Below are 26,780 nucleotides of genomic sequence, written 5' to 3'. Positions count from 1 at the left end.
AAGACAACAGATTTTAATTTTTGGTATATGACTTTCAAAAATGCTGAAGTTGCCCAACAAACGGGCACAAAGACCTATTCTCAGGACGATGCCTTTAAGGAAACATTGAAGTATTTCAATGGAGACGATCTGGCCGCTCGTGTATGGTTAAATAAATACGCGCTAAAAGATTCGTACGGGAATATTTATGAACGAACCCCCGATGATATGCACAAACGTCTGGCAGGCGAGATTGCCAGAATTGAGCAGAAGTATGAAAATCCGATGGATGAGCAACTGATTTATCAGCTGTTGAAAGATTTCAGGTACATTGTTCCGCAAGGCGGCCCGATGACGGGTATCGGCAACGAGTTTCAAATTGCCTCCCTTTCCAATTGTTTTGTGGTTGGAAACGAAGGTAATTCTGATTCATACGGTGGTATCCTCAAAATTGACCAGGAACAGGTACAACTCATGAAAAGGCGCGGTGGCGTAGGACACGACCTGTCTCACATCCGTCCCAAAGGTTCGCCGGTTAAAAACTCGGCCTTAACATCAACCGGGATTGTTCCGTTTATGGAGCGTTATTCCAATTCAACCCGTGAGGTGGCGCAGGATGGCCGCCGCGGCGCCCTGATGTTGTCGGTGTCGATCAAACACCCCGATTCGGAGAAGTTTATTGATGCGAAACTGGAACAGGGAAAAGTAACAGGCGCCAACGTGTCGGTTAAAATCCACGATGACTTTATGAGGGCTGTTGAAAGTGGCGTTCCTTATCGGCAACAATATCCGATTCAGTCGGACAATCCGGTGTATCACAAAGAAATTAACGCGGAAGGGCTGTGGAAGAAAATTGTGCATAACGCCTGGAAATCGGCTGAACCCGGTATTCTTTTCTGGGATACGATTATTAAAGAATCGGTTCCGGATTGTTATGCCGACTTGGGCTACCGTACCGTTTCGACCAATCCCTGCGGCGAAATTCCGCTTTGCCCGTACGACAGTTGTCGTTTGTTGGCGCTTAACCTGTATTCGTACGTTGAGAAACCGTTTACAGCGGAGGCCAAATTCAATTTCGCCAAATTTAAAAAGCATGTAGGATACGCTCAGCGGTTGATGGATGACATCATTGACCTGGAACTGGAAAAAATTGATGCCATTATTGCTAAAATTGATGCCGACCCGGAAGGAGACGAAATTAAACAGACCGAGCGTAAACTTTGGGAAAAAATTCAAACCAAAGCGCGCGAAGGCCGTCGTACCGGTGTTGGTATTACTGCCGAGGGCGATATGCTTGCCGCTTTAGGCTTGCGCTATGGAACGGATGCCGCTACCGATTTCAGCGAAGAAATTCATAAAACGCTGGCCGTGGAAGCTTACCGTTCGTCGGTGAATATGGCCAGGGAACGCGGCGCGTTTACCATTTACAATGCCGATCGTGAAAAAAATAACCCGATGATCAACCGGCTCCGCAAGGAAGACGAAGCCTTGTACCAGGACATGGTAAAATACGGCCGCCGTAACATTGCCCTCTTGACCATTGCACCAACCGGAACCACCAGTTTGATGACCCAGACGACTTCGGGTATCGAACCCGTGTTTATGCCGGTTTACAAACGCCGCCGCAAAGTTAACCCGAATGATAAGGATGTCCGGATTGATTTTGTGGACGAAGTAGGCGACAGCTGGGAAGAGTACATTGTTTTTCACCATAAGTTTCTGACCTGGATGGAAGCCAACGGCCTGAATAAAAACAAACGTTACAGCGAAGAGGAACTGGACGAACTGGTGATGAAGTCGCCCTATTATAAGGCCACCTCAAACGATGTAGACTGGCTGAACAAAGTGCGTATGCAGGGACGAATCCAGAAATGGGTCGACCACTCCATCAGCGTGACCATTAACCTGCCGGCCGATGCCGAAGAAGAACTGGTTGGCCGCCTGTATTTCGAAGCCTGGAAAAGCGGCTGTAAAGGCGTAACGGTATACCGCGACGGCTCACGCTCGGGAGTGCTGATTTCAAACAAAGAAGAAAAGAAAAAGGAATCTTCTGTTTTCCCGACAAAACGTCCGGAAGAATTGGATGCCGATGTGGTTCGTTTTCAGAATAATAAAGATAAATGGGTTGCCTTTATCGGCTTAATTGAGGATCAACCTTATGAAATCTTTACCGGTTTGCAGGATGATGAAGACGGAATTTTGTTGCCCCGTTCGGTGACGCACGGGAAAATCATTAAAAACCGCGATGAGAACGGTAATTCCAGGTACGATTTTCAATATACCAACAAACATGGGTATAAAACAACTATCGAAGGGTTGTCCTATAAATTTAACCCGGTATTCTGGAATTATGCCAAATTGATTTCAGGTGTTTTACGACATGGCATGCCCATCCACAAAGTGGTGGATACGGTGACCAGCCTGCAATTGGACAACGAAACCATTAACAGCTGGAAAGCCGGTGTAGCACGCGCCCTCAAGAAATACATCCCGAACGGGACCTTGGCCGAAGGCGCCACTTGCGGCGAGTGCGGATCGAAGAACGTGATCTACCAGGAAGGCTGTTTAACCTGCCCCGACTGCGGATCATCGAAATGCGGATAATCAACCCCGGTGACCATGAGAAGAGGCTGTTCGTGCGAACAGCCTCTTTTTTATGATTAGCCGATGAGATTAAACTTCTGCATCAGGTATTTGAGAAGTAAAAGGACAAGGATCAGGGCTGCTAAACCCAAAAAGGTCAGGGTAATATCGCCGATCTTTTTCCTGTTTTCGTCAATGGGACACCTAAATTTCAATTTACAGTTTTGGATTGGATTATAATATCATATAGTTCCTGTTGCTCGCTATCCATTCTTAACATTCGAGCTTTGGTATCTTTCGAGTAGGGTAATTGATAAAGGATTTGGTACATATTGTGCGTTATTTCTTGTGCCCTTTTCAAACTAATGACCGATTTTTTGGCCTTGAGCAATCTTTCCAATTCGAGCATTACCGTATATGCAGTGAAACAGATGCAAATGTGGGCTTCGATCCTGTTATATAGCCGATGGTATATTGGACGTACCCTAAGATCGGTTTTGTTCATACGAAAAGCACGTTCAATAAACCATAAGTTCCTGTAATTTGCGATCACCTGTTTTGCCTGAAGGGCAGTGTTGGTCAAGTATCCTTTTATGCCATCCCAGGCGGCATCGGCATTGAACTTTTCCAAATCAATAGAGATGGTAACTATCCCTTCCATCTTTAAATACTTGTTGTATCCCTTGTTGTTGATGTTTGATTTGGTCAGTTTTCCGCTGTTCAGGCGCTTGGTCAGCCTGTCCAATCCACGTTTGCGGTTATGGGCATCTTTGGACATCCGCTTGTTTGTCCGGGACAAAACCAACCGGGTGGCCCCTGTTTTCTTTATCGTCCGCACATCACCGTCTTTTAAATCAAAGGCAAGAATCTTTTGCTTGATCAAGTCGTTTTCGTTTTTGGGGCGTGCCCCAAGGATATATTCATACCCGTTCTCTTCCAATGCCAAGATGTTTTTCTTAGACAAAAGGCCAGAATCGGCAATGACAACGGGTTTTCCAAGGTTATACCGCTCTTCCATGCGTTGCAGTACCGGGATAAAAGTATTTCCCTCGAAAATATTCCCTTCAAACAGTTCATAACCGATGGGGTTCCCGCCCTGGCCAACCAACAAGCCAAGAAAAATCTGGGGGCATTGATGTTTGCCGTCCTTTGAGAAACCGGTTTTCCGAAGATCGTCTTCGTCGCTTGATTCAAAATAGAGCGTGGTCATGTCGTAGAAAACCACATCGATCTTCCCTCCCAGCACACGAAGCGTATGGGAATAGGAGATATCTTCCACCTGCTTTTTTATGTCGGGGATCCCATCTGGTTGGCTTTCCACTGCCTCCCTGCGGAAGCACAGGTTGTCCAGAAACCGGTAAATCTTACTGATGTTATAGACAACGCCTTGATAACGGAAAAGGTAATCGATCGTTTTCAGCTTGCTGCCCGGATTAAACAGCCGGGTTATAACCAGGTGCCGGAACAACTCATTGTGGATACGGCCATAGCCGATCCGGTCATAAAGTGTCCCAAATATGATTTCAGGGCCTATGACTTGTATCTGTGAGTTGGAAATGGTTGATAGGAAGTCCTCCAGCTTGATTTCATCTTCATCCTCAAAAAGAGACCTGTTTGTTCCGGTAAGTTCGCGTACATGTTGGCGAGCTTTCTCTTCTAAACGGACAACTTCCGCCTCGGTCCTCCCTGCACCCAAACTTTTGATTACCCGGTAACGCCCATGGCTCTTGTCAACAACCTGGACACTGACCGATCCCGTTTTATTTGCTTTGCGACGAACAAACATGCAACAAAAATAGCCATGAGACACCCAAAATCAAAATAAAACAAGCCTATTTTATTCTGCTTCAATTAGATATAAATTATCGGAAAAAAAGTGACGAAAACAGGAGGGTAATATCGCCGATCTTTTTCTTGGGTTGTTGTTCCGGTATTTGATTGATTTCTTCCATTTTGCAATAAATTAAATTTTAAACTGATAACCGGGTAAACCTGCGCCGGATTTAAGGCACAGAACAAGCGTCCGGCTCCCCGGGAAACCAGACGTTCAACTTACCAATCAATTGCAAGGGAGCTAACGACGCAAGGCATGTCCCCGGATAAACACAGGAACAGGCGCCTCATGATCAATCAGATAGAAGGTTAAACGAATATCATTCCGGAAACAAAAATTGCGCGGAACCAGCCTGTTGGGGTGTATCGACAGAAATTGAAATCTGAGGTTGGAGGCAATGGTTTCCACTCCGGTATTTTCATTGCTAAATAGAAACAAAGGCAGTTGTTCCGGAGCCTGAATAGCAGACAGGTCCTCGGCCGTCAGCGAAGGCGCTGTTTCGTCCTGGCAGTCCTGGTCGCATGCAGCAAAAGCCCTTCCGTCAGGAAGTAGGCAGCAAACGATCAGCATCAATAAGAATATCCGGAGTAACTGTTTCATTGTAACAATCTGGTTGCAAAGATAAGAAGAGAGCTGTTGAAAACGATTTTCAGCCAGTATTAATTTCCCGGTTTAACTACAAAAATTAACCTTTGGACTGCTTTGCACGACAACCCGTCCGGTTAAAATTTCAGGGAAGATGAGCCCGTCGTACTTTTGGTATAAAATCGGATTAACAACAAAATGCTACGAAATGATGAAAACAATGAAAACAAGTGTAAGGCAAAAACTGCTTCTGACCGCAGGAGCCTTCTGTTTTTTAGTGACTGCGGCCTGTGCCCAGGCAGAACTATTTTCGGCAAAACTGCCCAACTCGGATTTACAGAGGCGTGCAGAACACCAATACCTGGTTGAAACGGTGTACCGGAACCACGACATCTACGGAAACTTCAGCGGGAAACTAAAGATCTGGGGAAAATACACCTCCGGTTTGGATGGCGGGAACGTTCGCTGGGACGATGTGTACATCTGCCGTTCCTCTCATTACTCCAATTTGCTTCCGGCCCGCGAATCACTCGCTTTTATCAACGGTTTTAGTTACAACTATGAGCAGAATTTACTGGCCCCGGAGTTTTTTGCCAACTTCCCGCCCAATTCAGTTGAAGCTAAGAATCTGGTGTGGGATTTGGCCGGCATGGAGTTTTTTGCCTGGGGCCATACCGATTCGCTGAAACTCAATGTGCCGTATCATGCCCGGAATGCCAACGGCCCCGTGGACTTGGCCGGTCATGGATTTTTTGATAACCGCGACATTGTACTCTACTGGAAAGGCATCACTCAAAATGACGGAGAACAACTGGCGGTCGTCGATTTCCGCACGCTGAATAACCCGCTTGAGGTTCGGGTTGACCTGGGTGAAAGACAATTACAAACGAAAGGACGAAGCCACTACTGGGGGACCATCTGGTTGTCGGTTGGGCAAAACTGTATCGACCGGATTGAGTTGTTTGAAGATGTGGTCCTGGAGATGGGTTGGAGCGATCAAGCTGAAAAACAGTTGGTTGATGTACTGCGAGAGATGAAGGTCACAAAAATTTATTAATTTTCAGCCATGAAACCCGAAGCCACCACTGTGAATGCCAGAACGATCCAATACCACCTGTGGATCGTTATCGCTTCGCTCGCTTTTACCCTGTTGTTTGAGTTTTTCACGAAGAGGGCGTTCTTTAGTCATTTGTTTGTTTCCATCTTTGTTCTGCTGTTGGCCCAGATGGAACTTTTTATATGGCTGGGACGGCGTATGTTCGGCCATCTGACTTATTTTACGGTAAAGGAATTTGTAAACCGGATCCTGTTGCAACTGCTTAAATTTTACCTGCTGGTTTTGCTGATCAGTTTTTTGCTGTTTGTCACGATTGGGGTTGTTTCTTCGTTGCTGCACGATTATAATCCGTTTGAGTTTATCCGGAGCATTCCCCGGAACGAATTGAAAGGTTTCGGGATTGGCTCTGGGATCGGCCTGCTGTGCGGGAGTATCTTCTTTTTTACCACACAACTGATCCATGCGATAAACCGGGTACAAAGGCTGCATGAAGAGAAACTGGCTTACCAGTACCAGACCCTGAAAAATCAGGTGGATCCCCACTTTCTGTTTAACAGCCTAAATAGTGTCTTTAAGAAAACTACCCGTTTTTTTCGAAAGGTGTACATAATTATATGTAATCGGCTTGTTTTTTCGGTTACTGCCACTAAATTTTTTAGCCTGTTAATTGGTTGCCGTAATTTTCGCCACCGAAAATTGGGTTTTCGGTGTAATTTTTTAGTTTCCAGGCATAATTCTCCCTTTCATGTTTAATTTTCATGTTTTTTCCTTGAACCGATTTTACTAAGCAGCTTTCCTAATCTGCTTGGTGGGCGCTTCAAGCGCTTCACGCTCCAACTTCAGGATTTGTTTCCCAATTTTCTTGAGGTTGTAGGCGCACACGCCCAACCCGATGTACTTTTTAAAATGCGCATAACTCCGGTCGGGACAACGGTCGAGCCCCCGGTGTTCCAATTCGTTGATGTTTGATTCGATCGCGCTGTGCTTGTTTTTCAGTTTTTTAAATGACCTGCTGCGTTCTTCCTTTTTCTCTTTTTTGTTGCGCTTCCCAAGTTTGGGGATGATAACCTGGTCAACTTCCAACTGAAGGGTTTCCTTGTTTTCTTTTAACCAGTAGCCTTTGTCGAAGCTCCACGATGCGACTTTATGTTCTGTTAAAATCCTGTCGGCCATTTCGATAACAATGTCCCGGTCTTGTTGTTGTTCCATTATTTGGTAATCCACGATCAGCCCCCACTGGTCGGTGGTGATGTTCAGTTTTTTGCCCAGTTCAACACTGGGGTTCATCTTCCCTTTTGTAATCCACTCGGTGTAGGTTTCAAATACCGAAAACATCTTTTCTTCATGCGGAATGGTTTCGCCTTTTAATATACGCCTGTCGACCAGGTCAATATGCTTTTCAAGAAGTTCCATGTAGTGCTCCAACGTAATGATCAATACCAGATCGCCCATGTCCGTTAGCGGGAAACCGGACTTTTCTTCGTTTAGTTTTTTGAGCAATAACCTTGATTTATTGAGGTATTCTTCGGCCGCGGCAACTACTTTTTCTTTCTTGTTTTTGCCTCCTGAACGGTTGGCATGGCCCAAATTGCGCATCAACTTTTTCAACTCTGTACGCCAATTGCCGATCTTGCGCCAACCTCCAATATCCTTATGTTTGTTCATTATCCTTGAAACGGTGCCGATGCATTTTCGGGCACAGTCCCACAACAGGTTGTAGTCTGTGGGGAAATGAACATTGCTTTCAACAACAAAACTATCTGATTTTAAGCGCAATGCTGTATGTTCTTTTTTTTTAAACACCTCTCCATGCCCAAAATCCAGGATTACCTTGTTTAATTCCCAAACCATTTCATCGCTAAGCAGGGCGACATTGTCATAAATATTCTGGTATTCAAACTCGATACGTTCAAAACCAAAGCCCTTTTCTACGCCCATCAAACACCGCATATTGTGGTGGTTGTTTGCCTGATCGTGCAACACATCATAACTTAAATTCAAACACAAGCGAACCTGGGCCAAAACAAAAATACTCCATAGGTCCATTCCTGTCCTTCCCGTATTTTTCTTCCCGGAATTGATATGATCTTCCAAAATACTGAATATCTCTTCGTTGTATTTCTTGTTGCAATAGATCGCCTTCAACGCTGCTAAAAGTTGATCTAAAGCATTCTTGCTTTTGGGATTAATATAAGTAGCTTCGATTGGCAATTGCCCTAACCCCAATTGTTGTTCGAATCTTTTTCTCATGGTTCAATCTTTTTTTGTCAAGTGGTCAAAATATCCTATCCTCATGTAATAATACCCTGAATATCTGCACTATAATCAACTTATCAAAACAATTAACCCAAAAGATTCAAAAAAGATATCAATACTATATTGTTGATCTATAAATTATTGCAGGTTTTCTTAGAGACACTAAATACGCTTTCGTCGCTGGTACATACCGATGCTGAACTGGCTGATCAGTTTATTCAAAAGCTGGCGTCGACTTACCGTTATATCCTCGACCATAACCGGAATAACCTGGTTCCGGTAGGCGATGAACTGGATTTTGTGAAAGCTTATTTTTACCTGCACCAGTTAAGGGGAACGGATAAATTCAGGCTCGAAATCGATGACCAAATTCCGGCGGGCGCGCAGGTGTTGCCTGTTTCGTTGCAGTTGCTGGTTGAGAATGCGCTGAAGCATAATGCCGCTACCCGGGAACAACCGCTGCTGGTTCGCATTGACGCCGGCGAGCAGGGCTACCTGACGGTGAGCAACAACAAGCAACCGATGCAGGCGCTTGACCAATCCACCCACACGGGCTTGAGTAACCTGGGCGAACGGGTTCGTCAGATTTGCGGGCGCGACCTGGTTATTCAGGAAACATTCGATTACTTTAAGGTAAAATTACCAGTTGTTCTGAAAAAATGAAGGTACTGATTATCGAAGATGAAGAACCGGCCGTTGTCAGACTGAAAAAACTGCTGGACGAGCTGGACGATCCGGTTGAGGTGTTGGATTGTCTGGAGTCGGTGAGCCAGTCGGCCGCCTGGTTGGCCGCAAACCCCGCACCCGAACTGGTTTTTATGGATATTCGCCTGGCCGACGGGCTGAGCTTTGAGATTTTCGAGCTGGTACAGGTAAATGCGCCTGTGATTTTTACCACGGCTTATAACGAATACGCGCTGAAAGCCTTCAAGGTAAACAGTATCGATTACCTGCTAAAGCCGGTTAACCCGGGCGAGCTGCAAAGTGCGGTAAACAAGTATAAAACCTGGTTTGCCTGTTCCGGCACATTTGTTCCCGGCTTTCAGGAGAACATGCAAAAGCTGTTGTCTCATTTTTCGGGGTCGTATAAAACGCGTTTTTTCATCAAAGCGGGGCAACGCTACCGCTCGGTTCCCGTTCACGAAACCGAGAGCTTTTTTGTGCAGGAGAAAAGCAGCTTTCTGCGGACCACCGACGGCAAAACCCTCGGCATCGATTATTCGCTCGACCAACTGGCCGGCTTGCTCGACCCGGAGCTGTTTTTCCGGGTGAACCGTAATTTCCTGGTCAACATCAACAGCATCAGCGAGGTGCTGATTTATTCAGGCAGCCGCCTGAAGTTGAAGCTCCGGTCGGGTAATTACACTGAAACCATCCTTGTAAGCCGAGACAAAGTAAGTCCTTTTAAACGATGGATGGACCGTTGATCTGCCTAACAGGAAAACGCATTGTTGTTTGCCCCGCAAACGGCCAGGCAAAAAATCCCAAGCGACACCTTCGGTTTACAGCTGACAGCCGGGTTGCTTTCAAGCCGGAAAGGAAAGCTCTTGTTGGGGATTGAATCGCCGCTCTTTAAATTGATTCCAAATTAACCCGATAGTAAGATTTATTACGTCAAGTTTTATAAATTGGGGATCGAAACAAAAAAAACCGGTTAATCCGGCGAATTGAAGTGGTGAGGAATGACTGCTAAACTCTGCCTGCACGGTTGGATAAAGGGTTAAAATTCACATAGCTTGTGAAATAGTAATTACAAAAAGCCTTATATGAACATGGATTATTCATTAGAACGGACCGACTTTTTGGTCCATCAGTTGTTTGCTGCATCAAAATCAGAGCGGGTTATAAAGAGCCGGAGAAACTCAAGGATAAGATTGCCAATTTTTTATTTCATATTGGGGGTGATTTTGTTTATTCTGGCTGACCTGGTTTATGCACTAATCTTTATAGGCATTGGGTTGGCTTGGTATGTCTTTCATCCATACTTTATGAGGAGAAGATATGTACGGCATTTTGAGAAGTATATCGATGAAAACTTTCAAAACAGATTTGGCAAAACGGTTTCTATTTCGTTTGATGATGAGTTTATTCAGGCATTTGACTACTTAGGCGAAAGTAAATTAAGGATCAGTGAAATAACAGAAATTAGTGAAATTAAAGAATACATCTTTTTAAAATTCTCATCCGGAGAAACATTAATTGTTCCGAAAGACAGGGTGAATAACCGGAATGAATTAAACGACGAAATAGCTAAAATCACGTCTGATCGAAGAATCAACCACCGGATTGACTTAAATTGGAAATGGAACTAAACAACGAATCGTATGACAATCAGAACTTTTTGGACATTATTATTGAAAATTCTCGGGATATGGCTTATTCTAAGTGGTTTGACCGTGATCCCGCAATTTTTGAGTTTTTTTACATTTTGGGGGAACAATCAGCATGATAACCTCATCGGGATAATCTATATTTTAGTATTGATGCTGTTAACCATCGGATTATATGTTGTCGTCCTGAAATTATTTGTTTTCAATTCACACCGGATCATCGATAAGTTGAAATTAGACAAAGGCTTTCCGGAAGAAATGATTGATTTGAATGTGACATGGAAAATGGGATTAACCATTGCCACCGTTGTAATTGGCGGACTTATATTCGTGGATGCTTTGCCGATGTTATGCAAGCAGATCTTCACTTTTTTTCAGCAAAAAACTGTTTTTAGCGAAGATCCGCAGTTTGGCTGGATGATCTTTTATTTCGTTAAAACCATTATTGGATACCTGTTGATGACCAATAGCAAATATGTGGTAGATTATATTCAAAAAAATTCAGATCAGCATGGGGAATAGACAAAAAAAATGCTCCGTAAGATTTGGATGCTGAGAGGTCTGCAACACCCACTGATGGTTCCGTCCTGAGCTGCGACAAAATGTTAGTTTTTATTTTCACGAACTTCGTTAAAATCACTATGGTAAACATTCAAAACAGTCTCTTAATCATTGACAAATAGTAATTGTGGCCCCTTGCTGGCGTAGTTTTGCAAATCGGGGAGTGCTTGCACAAAAAGTGATTTGCTTTATTCCCTGGCTCCCTCTGCAACAAAATTGGCAGATCGCCAAATTAATGTAATTTTGCCCCGGATAGTTATGCCGGTATGGAAAGAAGAAATGTTGAGATCATGGCCCCGGTGGGTTCGTACGAATCGTTGGCTGCTGCCATTCAGGCGGGTGCCGGATCGGTTTATTTTGGTGTGGAACAGCTCAATATGAGGGCCCGTTCTTCGAATAATTTCACCCTCGACGACCTGAAGAATATTGCCGAAAAAGCTCATAAAAACGGGATAAAAACCTATCTGACAGTTAATACCATCATTTTTGATACCGAGCTCGACAAACTGCACCGGGTGATTGATGCCGCCAAAGAAGCCGGCATTTCGGCCATTATTGCCAGCGATATCTCGGCCATCATGTACGCCCGTTCGGTTGGGGTTGAGGTCCATATTTCGACCCAGGTTAACATTACCAACATCGAAGCCGTAAAATTTTACGCCCAATTTGCCGATGTTGTTGTGCTCGCCCGCGAGATGAACCTGGGCCGGGTATGGGAAATCAGCAAACAAATCGGCGAACAAAATATATGCGGACCAAAAGGCGAGCCGGTGCAACTCGAAATGTTTGTACACGGGGCGCTGTGCATGGCCGTATCGGGTAAATGTTACCTGAGCCTGCACGAGATGAACTCGTCGGCCAACCGGGGCAGCTGCATGCAAACCTGCCGCCGCGCCTACACGGTGATTGACCAGGAAACCGGCGCCGAACTCGAAATCGATAACGAGTACATCATGTCGCCCAAAGACCTGAAGACCATTCATTTTCTGAATAAATTACTCGATGCCGGTGTTTCGGTACTCAAAATTGAAGGGCGCGCCCGTTCACCCGAATATGTAAAAACGGTGGTGGAATGTTACCGCGAAGCCGTGGATGCATATTTTGACGGGGAATTTACCGATAAAAAAGTTGAAGATTGGGATCGCCGTCTCAGTACCGTATTTAACCGTGGATTCTGGGATGGTTATTACCTGGGGCAGCGTTTGGGCGAATGGAGCAAAAATTACGGATCGTTGGCCACCGAACGAAAAGTGTATCTCGGGAAAGGGATGAATTATTTTCCCAACATCCAGGTAGCTGAGTTCAGGATGGAGGCAGGCAGCCTGAAAGTGGGCGACAAAATACTGGTTACCGGCCCTACAACCGGCGTGGTGGAAGCCGAAGTGGAAGAAATCCGTGTAAAGCTTGAGCCGGTAACGGAAACCCGGAAAGGCGATTTGTTTTCGGTACGCCTCACGCAAAAAATCCGACGATCAGACAAACTGTACAAAGTTGTCGCGGCAAGCGAAGTGAAACAGCGAGGGTAAATTTGAGGATTATCAACCGCTTACCGCTGATAACTTCCTGAAAAATCTGTGTCTGGATACGTTCACCAAACCTGATAATCTTACTATTTTTGATGCAAAACAGGTCTTATGCGCAAACTCATTTTTCCAATTGTCCTAATTGCCCTTACTTTAGTTGGCGTTGTTTGGTTTTTTGTGGCCAACCGAAACGAAAGCTATTCCGAAAATGATGCTTTTCAGGCAATTCCGGTGAAAACGCCCCTGATTGTTGAAGTTCCCGGGTTAAAGGCATTGATCAAAACATTGAAGAGCGACAATCCGGTTTTGGTTGAATTAAGGTCGGTCGCCGAATTTCAAACGTTCTGGAGCGAGGTGAACCAGTTGGAATCCTTGTTCAACGAAAATGAACAACTGCAAAAAGCGATCGGCAACAAGTCGATGCTGGTTGCGCTCAGCCCCGAGGGCAAAAACCAGGTGGGAAGCCTCTTTGTCGTCAGCCTGAGAAGTAAATCGGAAAAATCGAATCTGATTGATTTTTTTGAAGATCTGGCCAAAAATCATTCCGGGACCTTAGCCAAACGCGTTTACGACCATACCACCGTTTACCAGTTCCGGTCGGGAAAAAATGAGTTTCATTTTGCTGAAGAAAAAGGAATTTTCCTGTTTAGCCGTTATGCCCTGCTGGTTGAAGAGGCTATCCGGCAACTTTCGGTCGAAACCCTGCTCGACCAGGAACAGTTCAGAAACCTGTACAATACCGTCAGCAGCAGTTCCGATTTCAATCTTTTCATCAATCACAAACGGATTACCCAACTGCTGGATCAGCTTGTGGCTCCTGACTTCAGAAAAATACTTACCCAGTTTTCGAACTTTGCCGACTGGACCGAACTGGACGTGAAACTGAATAAATCGGACTTGTTGTTGAGCGGGTTTAGCGTTTCGGATCCCATCAACAACAATTACCTGAATATTTTCAGGAAGCAGGAAGCCGGACGTTTTACCATCGACGAGGTTCTTTCGTCGAACATCAGCCTGTTCCTTAACTTCTGCCTGACTGATTTTAACCGGTTTCAGGATGATTTTGAAGAATTTCTGAAAAAACAAGGCAGCTATTATACCCGCGAAACCAGGCTGAAAGAGTTGGAACGGTACAGCAAAACGCCGTTTTTGCCGTTGTTTAAAGAGTTTGCAGGAGGCGAATACGCCATCGCCTTTGGCCAGGTGACCCAAAATGAACCTGCCTCGAACCGCTTTTTCATTGCCAGTGTAAAAGGACAAAGTATTGCCCGCGAGAAACTGATCCCGATGCTTGAAAATTATGCCCGGGCGCAAAACAAAACCTTGCAGCAAATGCAAAGTAATTACCAAATCCAGAACGACCGGAACTTTGTCATTTATGAATTCCCTTTCGTCAACCTGCCCGAGCTGATTTTCGGACAAGCCTTTGCTGCAAGCGAAACAAGGTACCTCTGTTTTTACGATAATTACCTGATTTTTGCCGATAATGCCGCCGCTCTCCGAAATTACCTTCACGACCTGGTCCTTTCGTCAAGCCTGAAAAAAGACCAGTATTTCCAGAAATTCAGCCAACAAATGGCATCGCGTTCCAGCTTCTGCTTTTACCTGAACTTCTCCAGGGCTTTTCACCTGAAAAACTATTATCTGAAAAAAGAAACCGGGACCGCCGTTCAGAACAACGAGCAGGCAGCGCGGAAATTTTATGCCTTGAGCTGGCAGTTTGCCCCCAATTCGGGAGAATTTCTGAATAATTTATACCTGAAATACGATCCGGTGTTGAAAGAAGAACCCCAAACCGTTTGGAAAAGCAAGCTCGACACCACCATCGCCATCAAACCCCAGCTGGTCGACAATCACAATGATCTGCGAAATAAAGAGGTTATTGTTCAGGACAATAAAAACAACCTTTACCTCATCAACAAAGAGGGGGTTATTGTATGGAAGATTAAGCTTTCGGGCAAAATCCTGGGGAATGTTCACCAGGTAGATTACTTCAGGAACGGCAAACTGCAGTACCTCTTCAATACAAAAGAAAAGCTGTACCTGATTGACCGAAACGGGAATAACGTGACCAAATTCCCGGTCGTATTCCGGTCGCCCGCAACCAACGGCGTGGCCGTGTTCGACTACGACAATAACCGGAATTACCGCTTCTTTGTTTCTGCCGAAAGCAAACAGCTATTTTGCTACGACCGGGAAGGAAAAACCGTTACCGGTTGGAATCCCGAAAAAACCGATGGTTTGGTGGAAAACCCCATGCAACATTTCCGCGTCGACGGGAAAGATTACCTGGTTTGCGCCGATAAGCATAAAACCTACATTTATGACCGCCAGGGAAATATCCGGGTAAAAACCAGCGACCATTTCGAACATTCGGGAAACAACATTTACCTGGCAAACGGAAATGCCCCTGCTCTGGTAACAACCGACATCAAAGGGATTGTCCGCTTGCAGTACCTCGACGGGAAATCGGCTACCCGAAATTTGGGAAGCTTCGGCAAAAACCATTATCTTGAAGCGGAAGACCTGACCGGGAACGGAAAAACCGACTTTGTGATCGCCGACGACAATAAACTTTCGGCCTATACCGACCAGGGGAAAAAGCTCTTCGAACGAAAATTTAACGCTCCGATCTCGGGAAAACCCAACATCTATACCTTTGCTTCCAACAATAAAAAGATCGGGGTGGTTTGCCGCGACGAAAACCGGGTTTACCTGGTGAATACCAACGGCGATTTGTACGATGGCTTTCCTTTGCAGGGAAATACCGACTTCAGTATCGGCTTTTTAAGCAAAGACAACACCTATTTTAACCTGTTGGTGGGTAACGACGACAACAGTTTCTTTAACTACAAAGTAGAATAAGGTAAATCAGGAGGCTCAGTCAGTAAAAACAGCTTTCCGGTTGATTTTGCCATTAGGAGTTCTCGGCAACTCTTTCATCATCCTGATGCCGCGTGGACGCTCGTATTTATCAAGCTGTTGACTGCAAACAGTTTGCAGTCGCGCTATTGATTCCCTGCTTTCGGCTCCCTCAACGACCAAAATAAGTTGTTGTCCCAGCGTTTCGTGCGGAAGCGATGAAATAACAAAGGGTTGCGAAATGAATGGCTCCAGCTTCGCCTCCAATTGTTCGGGCGAGAACTTGATGCCTCCTGAAATAATCACATGGTCGGCCCGTCCCCATATTTTGAAGGTTTTTTCGTCTTTCAGTTCGGCCAGATCAGTTGTTTGAAGGCATGCCTGATCCAGACCAGGCATAGCGATTTGCAGGCAAGCTTCGGCCGACAAACTCACCCGGATCTCATCCAGACAATGGTAAAAACCGTCGGCTTCCTCTCCGTTAAGTCTTCGCAAGGCTATATGAGTCGCCGTTTCGGTCATGGCATAGCTGGAATAACAGACCGTGGAAACTTGTTGCAGTTGCTCTTCAAGCTGGCGCGGGATCGCAGACCCACCGATCAAAAGCAGTTCCAAATTCCTTCCGCCAATTGCCGGAACTGATTTCAACATTTTTTGAACCTGAACCGGCGCCATCGCGGCAAACTTGAATTGTTCGTTTTTCAAAAATGAGAAATCGGTTGAGGGATCGACCACATGCAAATCCAGTTTGCCAATCAACGCGCGCACCACCATCAGTTTCCCGGCAATGTAACGCGCGGGCAGGCAGTGTAAAACCCGGTCGTTTTCTTTCAGGTTGAAATAGCTGATCGTGTGCCGGGCACTGGCGGCCACAAATTCTTTTTCCAGGCGAATGTTTTTGGGCGCTCCGGTGCTTCCCGAAGTATTCACCTCAACAAAATCTTTCCCGTTGTACCATTCGTCCAAAAAATCAATCCATTCCCTTTCCCAGCCGCTTTCTGCCCTCGTTTGCCGAAGAAGATCCGCTACCGGGAACGCCTGCCCGTTTAGTTTAATATCTCGTGGAAACAGATTCATGTTGTATTCTAAGCTAATTTTTACCCGCGCCTGAACTCTTCCGGAAAGTCAAATCGCTTTTCAGGACAGTACCAAAGAGCCTCTCCCCTGATTTCAAGCGGCGATTCGATATTATTTGTAAATAACTGCCCGGTTCCCAATCCCTGGTGCATTTCTACCTGCTTTGTGAAGGTCCATTGGGCAATGGCATTCAGTCCAATATTCGATTCGAGGTAAGACGTGATCCACCAGCCGATGTTGCGGTTTTTAGCCAGTTCAATCCACTCGTCGCAGCCGGAAAAACCGCCGTGCAAACTCGGTTTCAGTACGATATACTGCGGACGGATGGTATCCAGCAGCCGCTCTTTTTCTTCGCGTTTGTTCATCCCGATCAGTTCCTCATCCAGCGCGATGGGGACAGGCGTTCTGCGGCACAAGCCGGCCATTTGCTCCCACTGTCCGGCAGCAACAGGCTGCTCAATGGAGTGGATCTCCAGCCTGGCCAGGCGATCCAGTTTTGCCAGGGCCTCCCCCGGTTCGAATGCCCCGTTGGCATCCACCCGTAATGTAATCCGATTGGCGCTGTATTTTTCGCGAATAAGCTGCAACAGCTTCAGTTCTTTCTCAAAATTAATCGCGCCGATCTTCAGTTTAATACACCGGTAACCGGCCTTCAGTTTGCCTTCAATTTGCAGTTGCATATGCGCCGCTTCACCCATCCAGATCAGCCCGTTAATGGGAATACCTTGTTTGCCGATCGTAAACTCCGAAGGGAAAAGCAGTTGTTTTCCACCGTTTTGTAAATCGAGCCAGGCCATTTCCAGGCCAAAGCGAACGGAAGAAACTTCGTTTAACCGTGTTGGTTGTTCAATAAACTGAAGCGGATCACTGCAAATTTCAGCTAAAATCTGCTCCACTTGTTCCGGCGTTTCATTGCTCAGCCCGGGAAGCGGGGCGCATTCGCCCATGCCGGTTCGTCCGTTCGCCTCCAGAAACAGGTACCACACCGGGCGGCTGTTGTATACCCCCCTGGAGGTACCGGCAGGCTGTTTAAACTGAAGCTCGTATTTTGTGTAGCGGGCAATCATCTTCCTGAAAGAATAAGTCCCAAACAGAACAGCAAGGTAAAGGCCAGTGTCGACAGGGCCAGGCGTTTCAGGAAAGGGTCGAGTTGCCGGGCATCGGTTGTTTTGCAAATACGGACCAGGTCGCGCAGAAACAGCGGTAGGCTAAGGATGAACAACCATTGTCCCGGCGATCTCTGTTGGTGCAGGGTGAAAACCAGGGCGGCCAGCCATCCCCCGCCAATGATAGCCAGGTGATAGATGCGGCTGTTGCGGCTTCCCATTTGTACGGCCATGGTGATTTTACCGGAGGTTTTATCATTTTCGATGTCGCGCATGTTGTTCAGGTTGAGAACACCCGCGCTGAACAAGCCCATGCTGATAGCCGGCAGAATAACGGCTGTTTCGAAAAAATTGGCATGCAAAAAGAAGACGCCGATGACCGGAAGCAGTCCGAAAAACAGGAATACCGACAGATCGCCCAGGCCGATGTAGCCGTACGACTTTTTGCCGGCAGTGTAGAAATAGGCGGCCAGCAAGGCCAGGATGCCCAAAGCGATAAAGCTGAAAAATGCAATTTGGCTAAACTGCCAGGTGCCGGCAAAAACCAGTGCAACGCCCAAAACAAAGCTAAGTCCGCCAACCACGCCCATGCCTTTTTTCATTTCGGCGGAGCTAATTTCGCCAGCTTGCAGCGTTCGTGTTGGTCCTAAACGTTGTTGGTTGTCGGTGCCTTTCAGAAAATCGCCATAGTCGTTGGCAAAATTCGAAAAGACCTGGATGAGCGTGGCTGTTGTCAATGCCAAAATAAAGACGGTTAGGTTGAACGCACCGTAAAAAACGGCCAGCGCCGAGCCCGTCAGAATGCCCGACAAGGCCAGGGGCAAGGTGCGCAGCCGGGCAGCTTTTATCCAACTTTTGGTTGTGGCCATCGTCATCGTTTAAAGTAAAAACTTAATCCTACGGGAACTTTGGGAACTTTTTAAAGTCCGGTTTCCGTTTTTCAAGGAAAGCGTGTTTCCCTTCCTGGGCTTCTTCGGTGAGGTAATACAACAAAGTTGCATTACCTGCAAATTCCTGAATCCCGATTTGTCCGTCCAATTCGGCATTCAGTCCCAGTTTTAACATACGCAGGGCCAGCGGACTGTGCTCCTGCATTTTTTGCGCCCAGGCTACCACCTCATCTTCCAACTGATCAAAGGGCACCACCTTGTTGACCAGGCCCATCTCCAAGGCTTCCTGCGCCGAATACTGCCGGCACATAAACCAGATTTCGCGTGCTTTCTTTTGCCCCACGATGCTGGCCAGGTACGACGATCCCAAGCCGGCGTCGAAACTTCCCACCTTGGGTCCGGTTTGCCCAAAGATGGCATTTTCGCTGGCAATACTGATATCGCACACCACATGCAGCACATGGCCTCCGCCGATGGCATAGCCGTTTACCATTGCTATCACCGGTTTGGGCATGCTGCGGATTTGCTTTTGCACTTCCAGGATGTTCAAGCGCGGAATTCCATCGTTATCGATGTAACCGCCCTTGCCTTTCACCGTTTGATCGCCGCCGGCACAAAATGCTTTATCGCCGGCACCGGTCAGTACAACCACGTTGATGTGCTGATTCTCGCGGCAAATTCGCATAGCATCGCTGATTTCATTCACCGTAGTCGGACGAAATGCATTGCGGTAGCGCTCGCGGTTGATGGTAATTTTACCTATCCCATCGTAATAATCGAAGAAAATATCTTCATATTCTTTAATGGTTTCCCAGTTTCTTTTAGTCGTCATAATGTATTGAATAAGCCCCGTCTGTCCTCCCGAAAGAGCATTGAAGGGGTTGATTAATTTCAGTTTGTCCCGTTTGTTCCTTCTTACGCAGCATGAAGAGTACAATCACGAAACGCAAAATAAAAAATAAACCGTTTCCTGTCCCAAAAAATAACATCTAAAAGCAAAAAAACTTCTCTACATCAAAAACACCTATGCTCTTTGATCTCTGTTAATCAATAAAACATTCACCAAATATAAGCTTGCATTCCGCCAGGAGCAGTTCAATGCCGGCTCATCACCTGTTCTTGCAGACCGATCTTCATTTTGTTTATTATGAACAATTATTAATTGATCCAGCATGGCGTATCATTTATGTTTTTATCTCCTGAAATCAAATCAATTATTCCCTCAATACATGAATTCTCTTCATTTTCATATTGAGCAAATGCTTTTAGAATTAAATCTCCATTGTCTTTATTTATTGTGATTTGATTTACACATAGCTTATTTACTCCTGAGAACTTAATTAAATCACTCAGCGCGGTTTCCATAGTCGAAAACTTAAGATTATTAACGTTGGTTATTTTAAGAGACTGTTTATATTTACAAAATAGCAAGTTAACATATTGACTATCAGTTGTTTAGACGAATATATTTCATTAACTTAATGGTTTCCAAACTGTTAAGAACACATGAAACACTATTCGACCAACCTTTCTGATAGCCAATGGATGCTATTAAAGGGCATTTTAAGTGACAATCGCAAAAGAAAACATTCTTTGCGAGACATTTTCAATGCCATCTTTTACCTGCTTAAAACAGGTTGCCAATGGCGTATGTTGCCATTGGCTGTTTTCCAAAATGGGAATTAGTCTATTACTATTTCGTCAAATGGAAGAACACTGGGGTCATCGAACAAATTCACGAATTGTTACGTGACAAAATACGCACAAAAGCAGGGAGAGAAATCTCTCCAAGTTTGGCTCTCATTGACAGCCAGTCTGTTAAAACAACCAGGCTGGGTGGTGAAAGCCGGGGAATTGACGGAGGCAAAAAGATCAATGGACGCAAACGCCATATCGTTACTGATACCATGGGATTACTCCTTGCCGTTGTTGTACATGCTGCAAACGTGCATGACAGCAAAGGCGCAACTGATGTGATTGCCATGTTGAAGGGGCGGTTCGAAAGATTAATCAAGATCGTAGCTGATGGCGGATATCGTGGAGAACTCATTGAGAAAACCAAAACCGCGTTCGGCTGGATACTTGAAATTGTCTTACGGTCAGACCATTCAAGTCAATTTGTTGTTATACCCAAAAGATGGGTTGTTGAAAGAACGTTTGCTTGGTTTGAAAGCTATCGAAGGCTTAGTAAAGACTTTGAATATCTAACTGATACAAGCGAGACTATGATTCAAATTGCAATGATAAAATTAATACTTAACAGAATTCAAAAATAAAATTTAAACAGTTTCTAAATAAATAAACAATATCCAAATACGGAGTCGTTCTGTACATAAATCTTAATCGGATCATAATTTCAGATCGGGCTTAAAAGTACAATTATTTTGTTTCGCCTGATGAGTTTCTATTGTTTTTGTTCCATAAAAAGCTTCAGGTATTTTCCGGTGTGTGACCGGCTGCACCTTGCCAAATCTTCGGGCAGTCCTTCAAAAAGCAGTTCGCCACCGGCTTTTCCGCCTTCGGGTCCCATGTCGATAATCCAGTCGGCATATTTGATAATGTCGAGGTTGTGTTCAATAATAATTACGGTATTGTTGTTGCCCACCAGCGATTTGATGATTTTGTAAAAGTTGTCGATATCCGACATGTGCAAGCCTGTTGTGGGTTCTTCCATAATATAAATGTTGCCTTCCTTTTTCAGTTCGGTGGCAATTTTCAGGCGTTGCGATTCGCCGCCCGACAGCGAACTTAACGACTGCCCCAGTTTCAGGTAACCCAATCCAACCTGCTGTAAAAGTTCCAGATGCTTTTGTATTTTGGGCACTTTGAAAAACTCACAGGCCTGGTTCACGGTCATGTCGAGTACCTCGGCAATGTTCTTGCCCCCGTATTTCAACTCAAGTACCTCGGCGTGGTAACGTTTGCCTTCGCACTCGTCGCAAAGGGTTTTTACCGAATCGAGAAAATGAAGTTCAAATGTAACCACGCCCTGACCGTTGCACTTGGGGCAAGCTCCTTTCGAGTTAAAACTGAACAGCGACGCCTCGCTATTCGTTGCGGCGGCAAATTCTTTACGGATAAAGTTGAAAACGCCAATAAAAGTAGCCGCGTTGGCGCGCGACGATTTGCCAATAGGCGACTGGTCAATAACCACGGCTTCGGGGTGTTGTTTGGCAAAACACTGGTGAATAAGGCTGCTTTTCCCGCTTCCGGCAACGCCTGTAACGCAGGTCAGCACACCTTTTGGAATTCTCACCGAAACATTTTTCAGGTTGTTGGCTGTGGCATTTTTAATCTCGAAAAACGAGGTGGCCGCTTTTCTCCTGATACCTGGTTTTTCTTTCCGCTGAAGGTATTCGGCAGTAATACTTTCGGTATCAGCCAAACCCGAGGGTGCGCCATTGTAAACCACGTTCCCGCCAAATTTGCCGGCACGCGGCCCCATGTCAACAATCCACTCGGCAGCACGGATGATATCGGGGTCGTGTTCGACCACAAACACCGAGTTTCCTCGTTCTTTTAATCTGAAAAGAATGTTCAGCAGGTTTTCGGTGTCGCGCGGATGGAGTCCGATGGATGGTTCGTCGAGCACGTAAAGCATATCCACCAAGTTGCAGTCCATTTGCCGGGCCATTTTTACCCGTTGCGATTCGCCTCCTGAAAGTGTACTCACCGGGCGGTCGAGTGAAAGGTAACCCACGCCGATTTCGATGAGCTGCTGCAACAGAAACTGTGCTTTGCGTAAAACCGGCCGCGAAATATCATCGTCAATGGCCTGCACAAAAGGCAGCAAATCGAACAGTTCCATGCTGCACATGTCGGCCATGTTCAGCCCGTTGATGCGTATGTTGCGGGCGCGTTCGTTCAACCGGGTGCCACCGCACGCGCTGCACAGTTGGTAGTTAAAGAATCTGGTGTAGGCATTTTTCTCATCTTCTGATGTCTCGTCGTCGGCACGGGTCGAAACGGCTTTTTCGAGCTTGCGCGCGATGCCTTCAAAATTCCGGTTGTACGACAGTTTTTCCCTGGCGTTTTCGATGGCGAAAGGTTCAGAATAAAGGAACAAATCAAGCTCCTCGTCTGTAAATTTTTTTAGCGGTTTATCAACATCAACAACATCAATGCTTACCAACTCTTTCCACATAAATGTGCCCGGTTTATAGTGCGGGTGCAGGATAGCACCATCGCGGATCGACAGGTCCCTGTCTAAAAGCAAGTCGAGGTCGATTTTGATTTGCTTGCCCAGCCCGTTACAGTGCGGGCACATGCCTTCGGGGTGGTTGAACGAGAAAAAGAACGAAGGCCCGATGAACGGTTTGCCGATGCGCGAAAAGAGCAAACGCAGGTAAGTGTTGATTTCGGTGGCCGTGCCCACCGTGCTGCGCAGGTTGTTGCCCATGCGTTTTTGGTCAATGACAATGGCGGTTGAAAGGTTCAAAATATCATCGACATCGGGGCGCGAGAGTTTGGGCATGCGCGTGCGGGCAAAGGTCGAAAAGGTCTCGACCAATTGCCGTTGCGCCTCGGTGTAAATGGTGTCGAACAGCAACGACGATTTGCCCGAGCCCGAAACCCCGGTAAAAACCACCAGTTTGTGCTTCGGAATTTCAACGTCGATGTTCTTCAGGTTGTTGGTGTGTGCATTTTGCACGTAGATATGATCTCTGTTCATGGCTATTTAAATATTTCAGTTGGCAAAATTCGCTTTTCTAAGTTAGGGCAAATTGTAAAAAAACGACAAAATTTCGTTGGCCCGTTGAGTTACGAATTGGTTCGGTTTGTTTTCGACGCCAATGCTCACCACTATGTTCGAAACTTTTTTCTCGAGGTTCCAGTTGCCATCGGGTTGCTGTTTCGATTGCAACAATTTCAGGGCTTCATCAACATATCTGGAATGAACACCTTCACGCTTCAGCAGCCAAAGTATTTCCAGAAAATTGCTTTTGTACATGCACGGAAAGCCCAACTTGTTAATGTTGTTGGCCAATGGTTTATCGAGGTTTCGCGAGCTGAAACAAACACGATGCAACAAAACAAAGTCGATGCTCCGTTCGATAAGCGATTTTGCTTCGGGCGTACGATCTTTTTCGGGCACAAACGAAACCCCTTTCAGCAACTTAACCACGCCCCAATAGCAGGTATGTTTTCCGTAGCAACTGGTGTTTTTGCAGTACACATTTTTTGGTTCGATGTAATTCCCGTCGTCGAAACGCTGGTTTTTGCTGAAAAAATTGATGGCCAATAAACTTTGTTCAGAAAGCGATGGGTTGAAGTAGGCATCGAGATAAATCAAGTTCCCATTGAGGCAAGGAATGGGGAAATGATCGTTTCCAAGCGAATAAATGCCTTGTTCCAAATGGAAAAAATGATCTTTAATGGTTTTAAGCGGACGCTTGACCCGTTCGTCGGTCGGGTCAATCTCTAAATCGGCTAGTAAAATTAGCGTCCACAACGTTGCCTTAAAATTGGGGACGTAATGCTGATAAACAGGGTAATACTTGTGCCCAACATCCAACATTTTCCAGCATCCGTTGCTTTGTTGCTGCTCAAAAACCTTCGAGATTATTTTTTCTTTTTGATTCATTGTCAATCGTTTCCCCAAAAATAAGGCAAGGTTTTGACAACTGTATGTCAGTAGTTTAAATTTTGATATGTTTGGCACTTTTCAATGCAAAAACAACAGAAGCAATTGATGTAACGGCCGTTATCAACAATCCGAAATAGAAGAACTTTGCCGGCGATGTTCCGGCCAGTAAAAAGCGGTTTCCTTCTAAAATATAGGTTACCGGGTTTGCCCACGACACGGCCAGCAGCCATTTTGAAGTTATAAGTTCGCGGGGCAAAAAGGTGGTGCTCAAAAAAAGCAGTGGGAAAACGGCATTGGTCACAATGGCTGCACTTTGGTGTTGACCGGTGCGCAGCATGATACCCGCTGAAAAACCGCACAGGGTAAGCGACCACAGCAACGAAAGCAACAAAATTCCCAACACCGACAGCATCCCAAACTGAAAACTCACCCCAAAAAGAGCCGCAATAACAAGCAGCAACACGGTGAAAAACAGCGACGAAAGCGTGTCGGCTAGCATGGGCGCTACAACCAAAATCCAACGGGGCGCGGGGCTCAGGTACAGCCGCCGGAAGTAGCCCGATTGCATGTCGGCATTCAGGGTTTGTCCGGCACCGGCCGACGAGCCCATGACCAGTGAAATGATGGCTATGGGAAACACAAACGACAGGTATCCGCCTGTTCCAAAAGCTTCGAGATTCCCCACGCTGCCAATTCCGGCATTGTAAACCACTAGGAAAAACAAACTCATGCCAAAACCCATGATGGGCGCCGAGGGTTGTTTCACCAATTTCATGATTCCCCTGTTAATCAATATTGAATTTGCGGTTTTCATGGCTATTCTTCTTTGTTTGTTGTTAATGATTCGTTGTTGTTCAAACTTTTGACATACTTCAAGTAACTATCGTCGAGCGAAAGATCGCTTCCGGGGGTTACCATTTTTTTGAAGCCCGCAATGCTGCCTGCAAAATGAATTTCTCCGCCTACAATCAGCGCCATTTCAGAGGCGTGTTTGTCGGCCTCGTCGAGGTATTGCGTGGTGAGGAAAACGGTAACGCCCTGCAATCGGTTCAACCTGGTAATAATCTCCCAAAAGTTGGCGCGCGCCAAAGGATCCATGCCCACGGTAGGTTCATCTAAAAACAAAATCTGCGGACAATGAACCAAAGCCAGTGCGCAATGCAGGCGGCGTTTGTTTCCTCCCGAAAGTGCCGATGCTTTTTTGTTCCGCTCGCCTGTGAGCTGAAAAAGTTCGATCAGTTCATCGGCCCGCCGGCTGGCCCGGGCTTTCGTCAAGCCAAACAAACGTCCCTGAAAAATCAGCAGGTTCTCCACTTTTTCGGCGGGGTCAATTTCGTTCTCCTGCGTGGCCACGCCAATCAGATGCTGAATTTCTGCCGGATTGTTTTCAGTATTAATGTCCGAAATCAGGAAACTGCCCGAATCTTTCGGAATCAAGGTGGTCATGATTTTTACCAGTGTCGATTTGCCGGCACCGTTGGGTCCAAGCAGGGAGAAAAACTGCCCTTTTCCAATTTCGAGGTTCACCCCTTTGAGCGCTTCTGTGCCGTTGGGGTATTTTTTGAAAAGATTGTGAATCCGGATTTCTGCTGCCATAATTGTTTCAATTTGAATATGCAGCAAAAATAGTTTTAGTGCAGTCGGTGGAAATTGTAAAAAAAAACGACAAAATGAACCGTAAAAAGCAGTCAGCAATTGTCGGCATTGAGATTAAAATCAGGGTATCTGGTAACAAATTCTTTAGGGGTGAAACCTGAGTACGTTTTAAAGTCGTGGATAAAATGCGACTGGTCGAAATAGCCGTTCCGGTAGGCATATTCGGTGAGGTTGATCGGCTCTCCGGCGCTGAAATCGCGCAAGGTTTCCTGAAACCGGATGAGCTTGATGTATTGTTTGGGCGTTTTCCCCAGGTTGCTGGCGAATTTTCGTTCCAGACTTTTAGGGCTTGTGGCAAGTTTTTCCGATAACTGGCTTGCCGCAATCTGGCCCCGGTGTTGTTTGATGATCTGGATTCCTTTGCATATCAAAAAATTATCATGCTGTGGAATGGGCGAATATTTCCGCATCAGAAAATCTTCAATCACCGAAATTTTGTCGTTGGTTGTTTGGCTTAAAAAGAGTTTTTCTTCAACCTGTTTGATTTCAGCGCTGAAAATGTCGGTCAGGTCGAAACTCTGATTTTCGATTTCGGAAAGGGGAAACGGGAAAAAGTGACAGGCGCCGGCCGGGTGAAACTGAACAAAAATTACGCCCGCCTCGCCAAAAGTGGAAATATCGGAAAACGTATTGGTCAATCCGCTGATGATGGTGCGGGGCTGTTGTGTAACGGTATCGTTTTCGTGGCAAACCACAAAGGGATTTTTGTAGTGAAACATCAATTGAACATTTTCCGTCGGGATAACCCTTTCCATCATGTCGCCCTCGTGAATATCTGTTTCCATAAAGCAATATTGCCTGATGTAGTTTTTCAGAAACCCGGTGGGATGTACAATTTGAAAGTTCATGAATATTTCGTTTATGCAAAAATATAAAAGATAGGTAACCAGTGGT

Annotated in this window: 24 protein-coding genes; 10 read left to right on the top strand and 14 right to left on the bottom strand. The window is 45.8% G+C overall.

The window, feature by feature from the left end; genetic code table 11:
- Positions 1-27: 27 nt before the first annotated feature.
- Positions 28-2,583, top strand: a complete 2,556-nt coding sequence (locus AC6H3C_RS22520; RefSeq protein ID WP_497517808.1) for an adenosylcobalamin-dependent ribonucleoside-diphosphate reductase — start codon at positions 28-30, stop codon at positions 2,581-2,583.
- 190 nt (positions 2,584-2,773) lie between these two features.
- Here AC6H3C_RS22520 and AC6H3C_RS22515 read toward each other — a convergent pair whose 3' ends face one another.
- The gene (locus AC6H3C_RS22515; RefSeq protein ID WP_497516599.1) at positions 2,774-4,348 is read right to left on the bottom strand and encodes an IS1634 family transposase; all 1,575 of its coding nucleotides are present in this window, start codon (positions 4,346-4,348) and stop codon (positions 2,774-2,776) included.
- 288 nt (positions 4,349-4,636) lie between these two features.
- Complete coding sequence (locus AC6H3C_RS22510; RefSeq protein ID WP_497517806.1) at positions 4,637-4,996, bottom strand: hypothetical protein; 360 nt, start codon at positions 4,994-4,996, stop codon at positions 4,637-4,639.
- A 193-nt stretch (positions 4,997-5,189) separates the two neighbouring features.
- Here AC6H3C_RS22510 and AC6H3C_RS22505 point away from each other — a divergent pair, with 193 nt between their 5' ends.
- Positions 5,190-6,038, top strand: coding sequence for a hypothetical protein (locus tag AC6H3C_RS22505; protein WP_497517804.1), 849 nt, complete (start codon positions 5,190-5,192; stop codon positions 6,036-6,038).
- Between the two features lie 3 nt (positions 6,039-6,041).
- Here AC6H3C_RS22505 and AC6H3C_RS22500 read toward each other — a convergent pair whose 3' ends face one another.
- A complete protein-coding gene (locus tag AC6H3C_RS22500) occupies positions 6,042-6,581 on the bottom strand; it encodes a hypothetical protein (protein ID WP_497521296.1) in 540 nt (179 codons plus the stop codon).
- Between AC6H3C_RS22500 and AC6H3C_RS22495 the strand changes: the two genes are divergently transcribed.
- A complete protein-coding gene (locus AC6H3C_RS22495) occupies positions 6,570-6,791 on the top strand; it encodes a hypothetical protein (RefSeq protein ID WP_497521289.1) in 222 nt (73 codons plus the stop codon). The genes AC6H3C_RS22500 and AC6H3C_RS22495 overlap by 12 nt on opposite strands.
- 30 nt (positions 6,792-6,821) lie before the next feature.
- Here AC6H3C_RS22495 and AC6H3C_RS22490 read toward each other — a convergent pair whose 3' ends face one another.
- The gene (locus tag AC6H3C_RS22490; protein WP_497516513.1) at positions 6,822-8,288 is read right to left on the bottom strand and encodes an ISNCY family transposase; all 1,467 of its coding nucleotides are present in this window, start codon (positions 8,286-8,288) and stop codon (positions 6,822-6,824) included.
- 132 nt (positions 8,289-8,420) lie between these two features.
- Here AC6H3C_RS22490 and AC6H3C_RS22485 point away from each other — a divergent pair, with 132 nt between their 5' ends.
- From AC6H3C_RS22485 to AC6H3C_RS22460, 6 genes are all read left to right on the top strand, one after another.
- The gene (locus AC6H3C_RS22485) at positions 8,421-8,957 is read left to right on the top strand and encodes a sensor histidine kinase (RefSeq protein ID WP_497517802.1); all 537 of its coding nucleotides are present in this window, start codon (positions 8,421-8,423) and stop codon (positions 8,955-8,957) included.
- Positions 8,954-9,721, top strand: coding sequence for a LytR/AlgR family response regulator transcription factor (locus AC6H3C_RS22480; RefSeq protein ID WP_497517800.1), 768 nt, complete (start codon positions 8,954-8,956; stop codon positions 9,719-9,721). Before AC6H3C_RS22485 ends, AC6H3C_RS22480 begins: the two co-directional genes overlap by 4 nt.
- 345 nt (positions 9,722-10,066) lie before the next feature.
- Positions 10,067-10,606: a YcxB family protein gene (locus AC6H3C_RS22475; protein WP_497517799.1), complete on the top strand. Its 540-nt coding sequence runs from the start codon at positions 10,067-10,069 to the stop codon at positions 10,604-10,606.
- Between the two features lie 12 nt (positions 10,607-10,618).
- A complete protein-coding gene (locus tag AC6H3C_RS22470; RefSeq protein ID WP_497517797.1) occupies positions 10,619-11,146 on the top strand; it encodes a hypothetical protein in 528 nt (175 codons plus the stop codon).
- Positions 11,147-11,451: 305 nt separating this feature from the next.
- The gene (locus AC6H3C_RS22465; RefSeq protein ID WP_497517796.1) at positions 11,452-12,711 is read left to right on the top strand and encodes a peptidase U32 family protein; all 1,260 of its coding nucleotides are present in this window, start codon (positions 11,452-11,454) and stop codon (positions 12,709-12,711) included.
- 108 nt (positions 12,712-12,819) lie between these two features.
- Positions 12,820-15,573 carry a hypothetical protein gene (locus AC6H3C_RS22460; protein WP_497517794.1) on the top strand — a complete coding sequence of 918 codons (2,754 nt, stop codon included), beginning with the start codon at positions 12,820-12,822 and terminating at the stop codon, positions 15,571-15,573.
- 15 nt (positions 15,574-15,588) lie between these two features.
- On the opposite strand, the gene AC6H3C_RS22455 is transcribed toward AC6H3C_RS22460, so the two are convergent.
- The 5 genes from AC6H3C_RS22455 to AC6H3C_RS22435 all read right to left on the bottom strand — a co-directional run bounded on the left by AC6H3C_RS22455 (position 15,589) and on the right by AC6H3C_RS22435 (position 20,008).
- Entirely contained in the window at positions 15,589-16,647 is a 1,059-nt protein-coding gene (locus tag AC6H3C_RS22455; RefSeq protein WP_497517792.1) for an AMP-binding protein, read from the bottom strand.
- 20 nt (positions 16,648-16,667) lie between these two features.
- Positions 16,668-17,714 (bottom strand): o-succinylbenzoate synthase, encoded by a 1,047-nt coding sequence (menC, locus tag AC6H3C_RS22450; RefSeq protein WP_497517790.1) that lies wholly within the window; start codon positions 17,712-17,714, stop codon positions 16,668-16,670.
- A complete protein-coding gene (locus AC6H3C_RS22445) occupies positions 17,711-18,622 on the bottom strand; it encodes a 1,4-dihydroxy-2-naphthoate polyprenyltransferase (RefSeq protein ID WP_497517788.1) in 912 nt (303 codons plus the stop codon). Before AC6H3C_RS22445 ends, menC begins: the two co-directional genes overlap by 4 nt.
- Positions 18,623-18,650: 28 nt before the next feature.
- On the bottom strand, positions 18,651-19,475 hold the full coding sequence (gene menB, locus AC6H3C_RS22440; protein ID WP_497517787.1) for a 1,4-dihydroxy-2-naphthoyl-CoA synthase: 825 nt from the start codon (positions 19,473-19,475) through the stop codon (positions 18,651-18,653).
- 326 nt (positions 19,476-19,801) lie between these two features.
- Entirely contained in the window at positions 19,802-20,008 is a 207-nt protein-coding gene (locus AC6H3C_RS22435; protein ID WP_497517786.1) for a hypothetical protein, read from the bottom strand.
- 141 nt (positions 20,009-20,149) lie between these two features.
- On the opposite strand from AC6H3C_RS22435, the gene AC6H3C_RS22430 reads away from it, so the two are divergent.
- A protein-coding gene (locus AC6H3C_RS22430) for an IS5 family transposase (protein ID WP_497517785.1) occupies positions 20,150-20,919 on the top strand; the annotation gives its coding sequence in 2 pieces (ribosomal slippage) (positions 20,150-20,308 and positions 20,311-20,919; 768 coding nt in all).
- A 128-nt stretch (positions 20,920-21,047) separates the two neighbouring features.
- Here AC6H3C_RS22430 and AC6H3C_RS22425 read toward each other — a convergent pair.
- The 5 genes from AC6H3C_RS22425 to AC6H3C_RS22405 all read right to left on the bottom strand — a co-directional run bounded on the left by AC6H3C_RS22425 (position 21,048) and on the right by AC6H3C_RS22405 (position 26,734).
- Positions 21,048-23,315: an ATP-binding cassette domain-containing protein gene (locus AC6H3C_RS22425; RefSeq protein WP_497517783.1), complete on the bottom strand. Its 2,268-nt coding sequence runs from the start codon at positions 23,313-23,315 to the stop codon at positions 21,048-21,050.
- Positions 23,316-23,357: 42 nt separating this feature from the next.
- On the bottom strand, positions 23,358-24,227 hold the full coding sequence (locus AC6H3C_RS22420; RefSeq protein ID WP_497517782.1) for a hypothetical protein: 870 nt from the start codon (positions 24,225-24,227) through the stop codon (positions 23,358-23,360).
- 55 nt (positions 24,228-24,282) lie between these two features.
- Positions 24,283-25,044, bottom strand: coding sequence for an ABC transporter permease (locus AC6H3C_RS22415; RefSeq protein WP_497517780.1), 762 nt, complete (start codon positions 25,042-25,044; stop codon positions 24,283-24,285).
- A gap of 2 nt (positions 25,045-25,046) precedes the next feature.
- Entirely contained in the window at positions 25,047-25,826 is a 780-nt protein-coding gene (locus AC6H3C_RS22410) for an ABC transporter ATP-binding protein (protein ID WP_497517778.1), read from the bottom strand.
- Between the two features lie 92 nt (positions 25,827-25,918).
- Complete coding sequence (locus AC6H3C_RS22405) at positions 25,919-26,734, bottom strand: helix-turn-helix domain-containing protein (protein ID WP_497517777.1); 816 nt, start codon at positions 26,732-26,734, stop codon at positions 25,919-25,921.
- Positions 26,735-26,780: the final 46 nt, after the last annotated feature.

It is taken from the genome of Gaoshiqia sp. US2 (assembly GCF_059705485.1).
The sequence above is the reverse complement of the archived record's forward strand: the minus strand, read 5'-3'. Positions and strand labels throughout refer to the sequence as shown.

Excerpts from the sequence above, each read along its gene's own strand:
- AC6H3C_RS22520 (WP_497517808.1), top strand. The coding sequence starts at position 28 with ATGACTTTCAAAAATGCTGAAGTTGCCCAACAAACGGGCACAAAGACC.
- AC6H3C_RS22515 (WP_497516599.1), bottom strand. The coding sequence starts at position 4,348 with ATGTTTGTTCGTCGCAAAGCAAATAAAACGGGATCGGTCAGTGTCCAG.
- AC6H3C_RS22510 (WP_497517806.1), bottom strand. The coding sequence starts at position 4,996 with ATGAAACAGTTACTCCGGATATTCTTATTGATGCTGATCGTTTGCTGC.
- AC6H3C_RS22505 (WP_497517804.1), top strand. The coding sequence starts at position 5,190 with ATGATGAAAACAATGAAAACAAGTGTAAGGCAAAAACTGCTTCTGACC.
- AC6H3C_RS22490 (WP_497516513.1), bottom strand. The coding sequence starts at position 8,288 with ATGAGAAAAAGATTCGAACAACAATTGGGGTTAGGGCAATTGCCAATC.
- AC6H3C_RS22480 (WP_497517800.1), top strand. The coding sequence starts at position 8,954 with ATGAAGGTACTGATTATCGAAGATGAAGAACCGGCCGTTGTCAGACTG.
- AC6H3C_RS22475 (WP_497517799.1), top strand. The coding sequence starts at position 10,067 with ATGGATTATTCATTAGAACGGACCGACTTTTTGGTCCATCAGTTGTTT.
- AC6H3C_RS22470 (WP_497517797.1), top strand. The coding sequence starts at position 10,619 with ATGACAATCAGAACTTTTTGGACATTATTATTGAAAATTCTCGGGATA.
- AC6H3C_RS22465 (WP_497517796.1), top strand. The coding sequence starts at position 11,452 with ATGGAAAGAAGAAATGTTGAGATCATGGCCCCGGTGGGTTCGTACGAA.
- AC6H3C_RS22460 (WP_497517794.1), top strand. The coding sequence starts at position 12,820 with ATGCGCAAACTCATTTTTCCAATTGTCCTAATTGCCCTTACTTTAGTT.
- AC6H3C_RS22455 (WP_497517792.1), bottom strand. The coding sequence starts at position 16,647 with ATGAATCTGTTTCCACGAGATATTAAACTAAACGGGCAGGCGTTCCCG.
- menC (WP_497517790.1), bottom strand. The coding sequence starts at position 17,714 with ATGATTGCCCGCTACACAAAATACGAGCTTCAGTTTAAACAGCCTGCC.
- AC6H3C_RS22445 (WP_497517788.1), bottom strand. The coding sequence starts at position 18,622 with ATGGCCACAACCAAAAGTTGGATAAAAGCTGCCCGGCTGCGCACCTTG.
- menB (WP_497517787.1), bottom strand. The coding sequence starts at position 19,475 with ATGACGACTAAAAGAAACTGGGAAACCATTAAAGAATATGAAGATATT.
- AC6H3C_RS22435 (WP_497517786.1), bottom strand. The coding sequence starts at position 20,008 with ATGGAAACCGCGCTGAGTGATTTAATTAAGTTCTCAGGAGTAAATAAG.
- AC6H3C_RS22425 (WP_497517783.1), bottom strand. The coding sequence starts at position 23,315 with ATGAACAGAGATCATATCTACGTGCAAAATGCACACACCAACAACCTG.
- AC6H3C_RS22420 (WP_497517782.1), bottom strand. The coding sequence starts at position 24,227 with ATGAATCAAAAAGAAAAAATAATCTCGAAGGTTTTTGAGCAGCAACAA.
- AC6H3C_RS22415 (WP_497517780.1), bottom strand. The coding sequence starts at position 25,044 with ATGAAAACCGCAAATTCAATATTGATTAACAGGGGAATCATGAAATTG.
- AC6H3C_RS22410 (WP_497517778.1), bottom strand. The coding sequence starts at position 25,826 with ATGGCAGCAGAAATCCGGATTCACAATCTTTTCAAAAAATACCCCAAC.
- AC6H3C_RS22405 (WP_497517777.1), bottom strand. The coding sequence starts at position 26,734 with ATGAACTTTCAAATTGTACATCCCACCGGGTTTCTGAAAAACTACATC.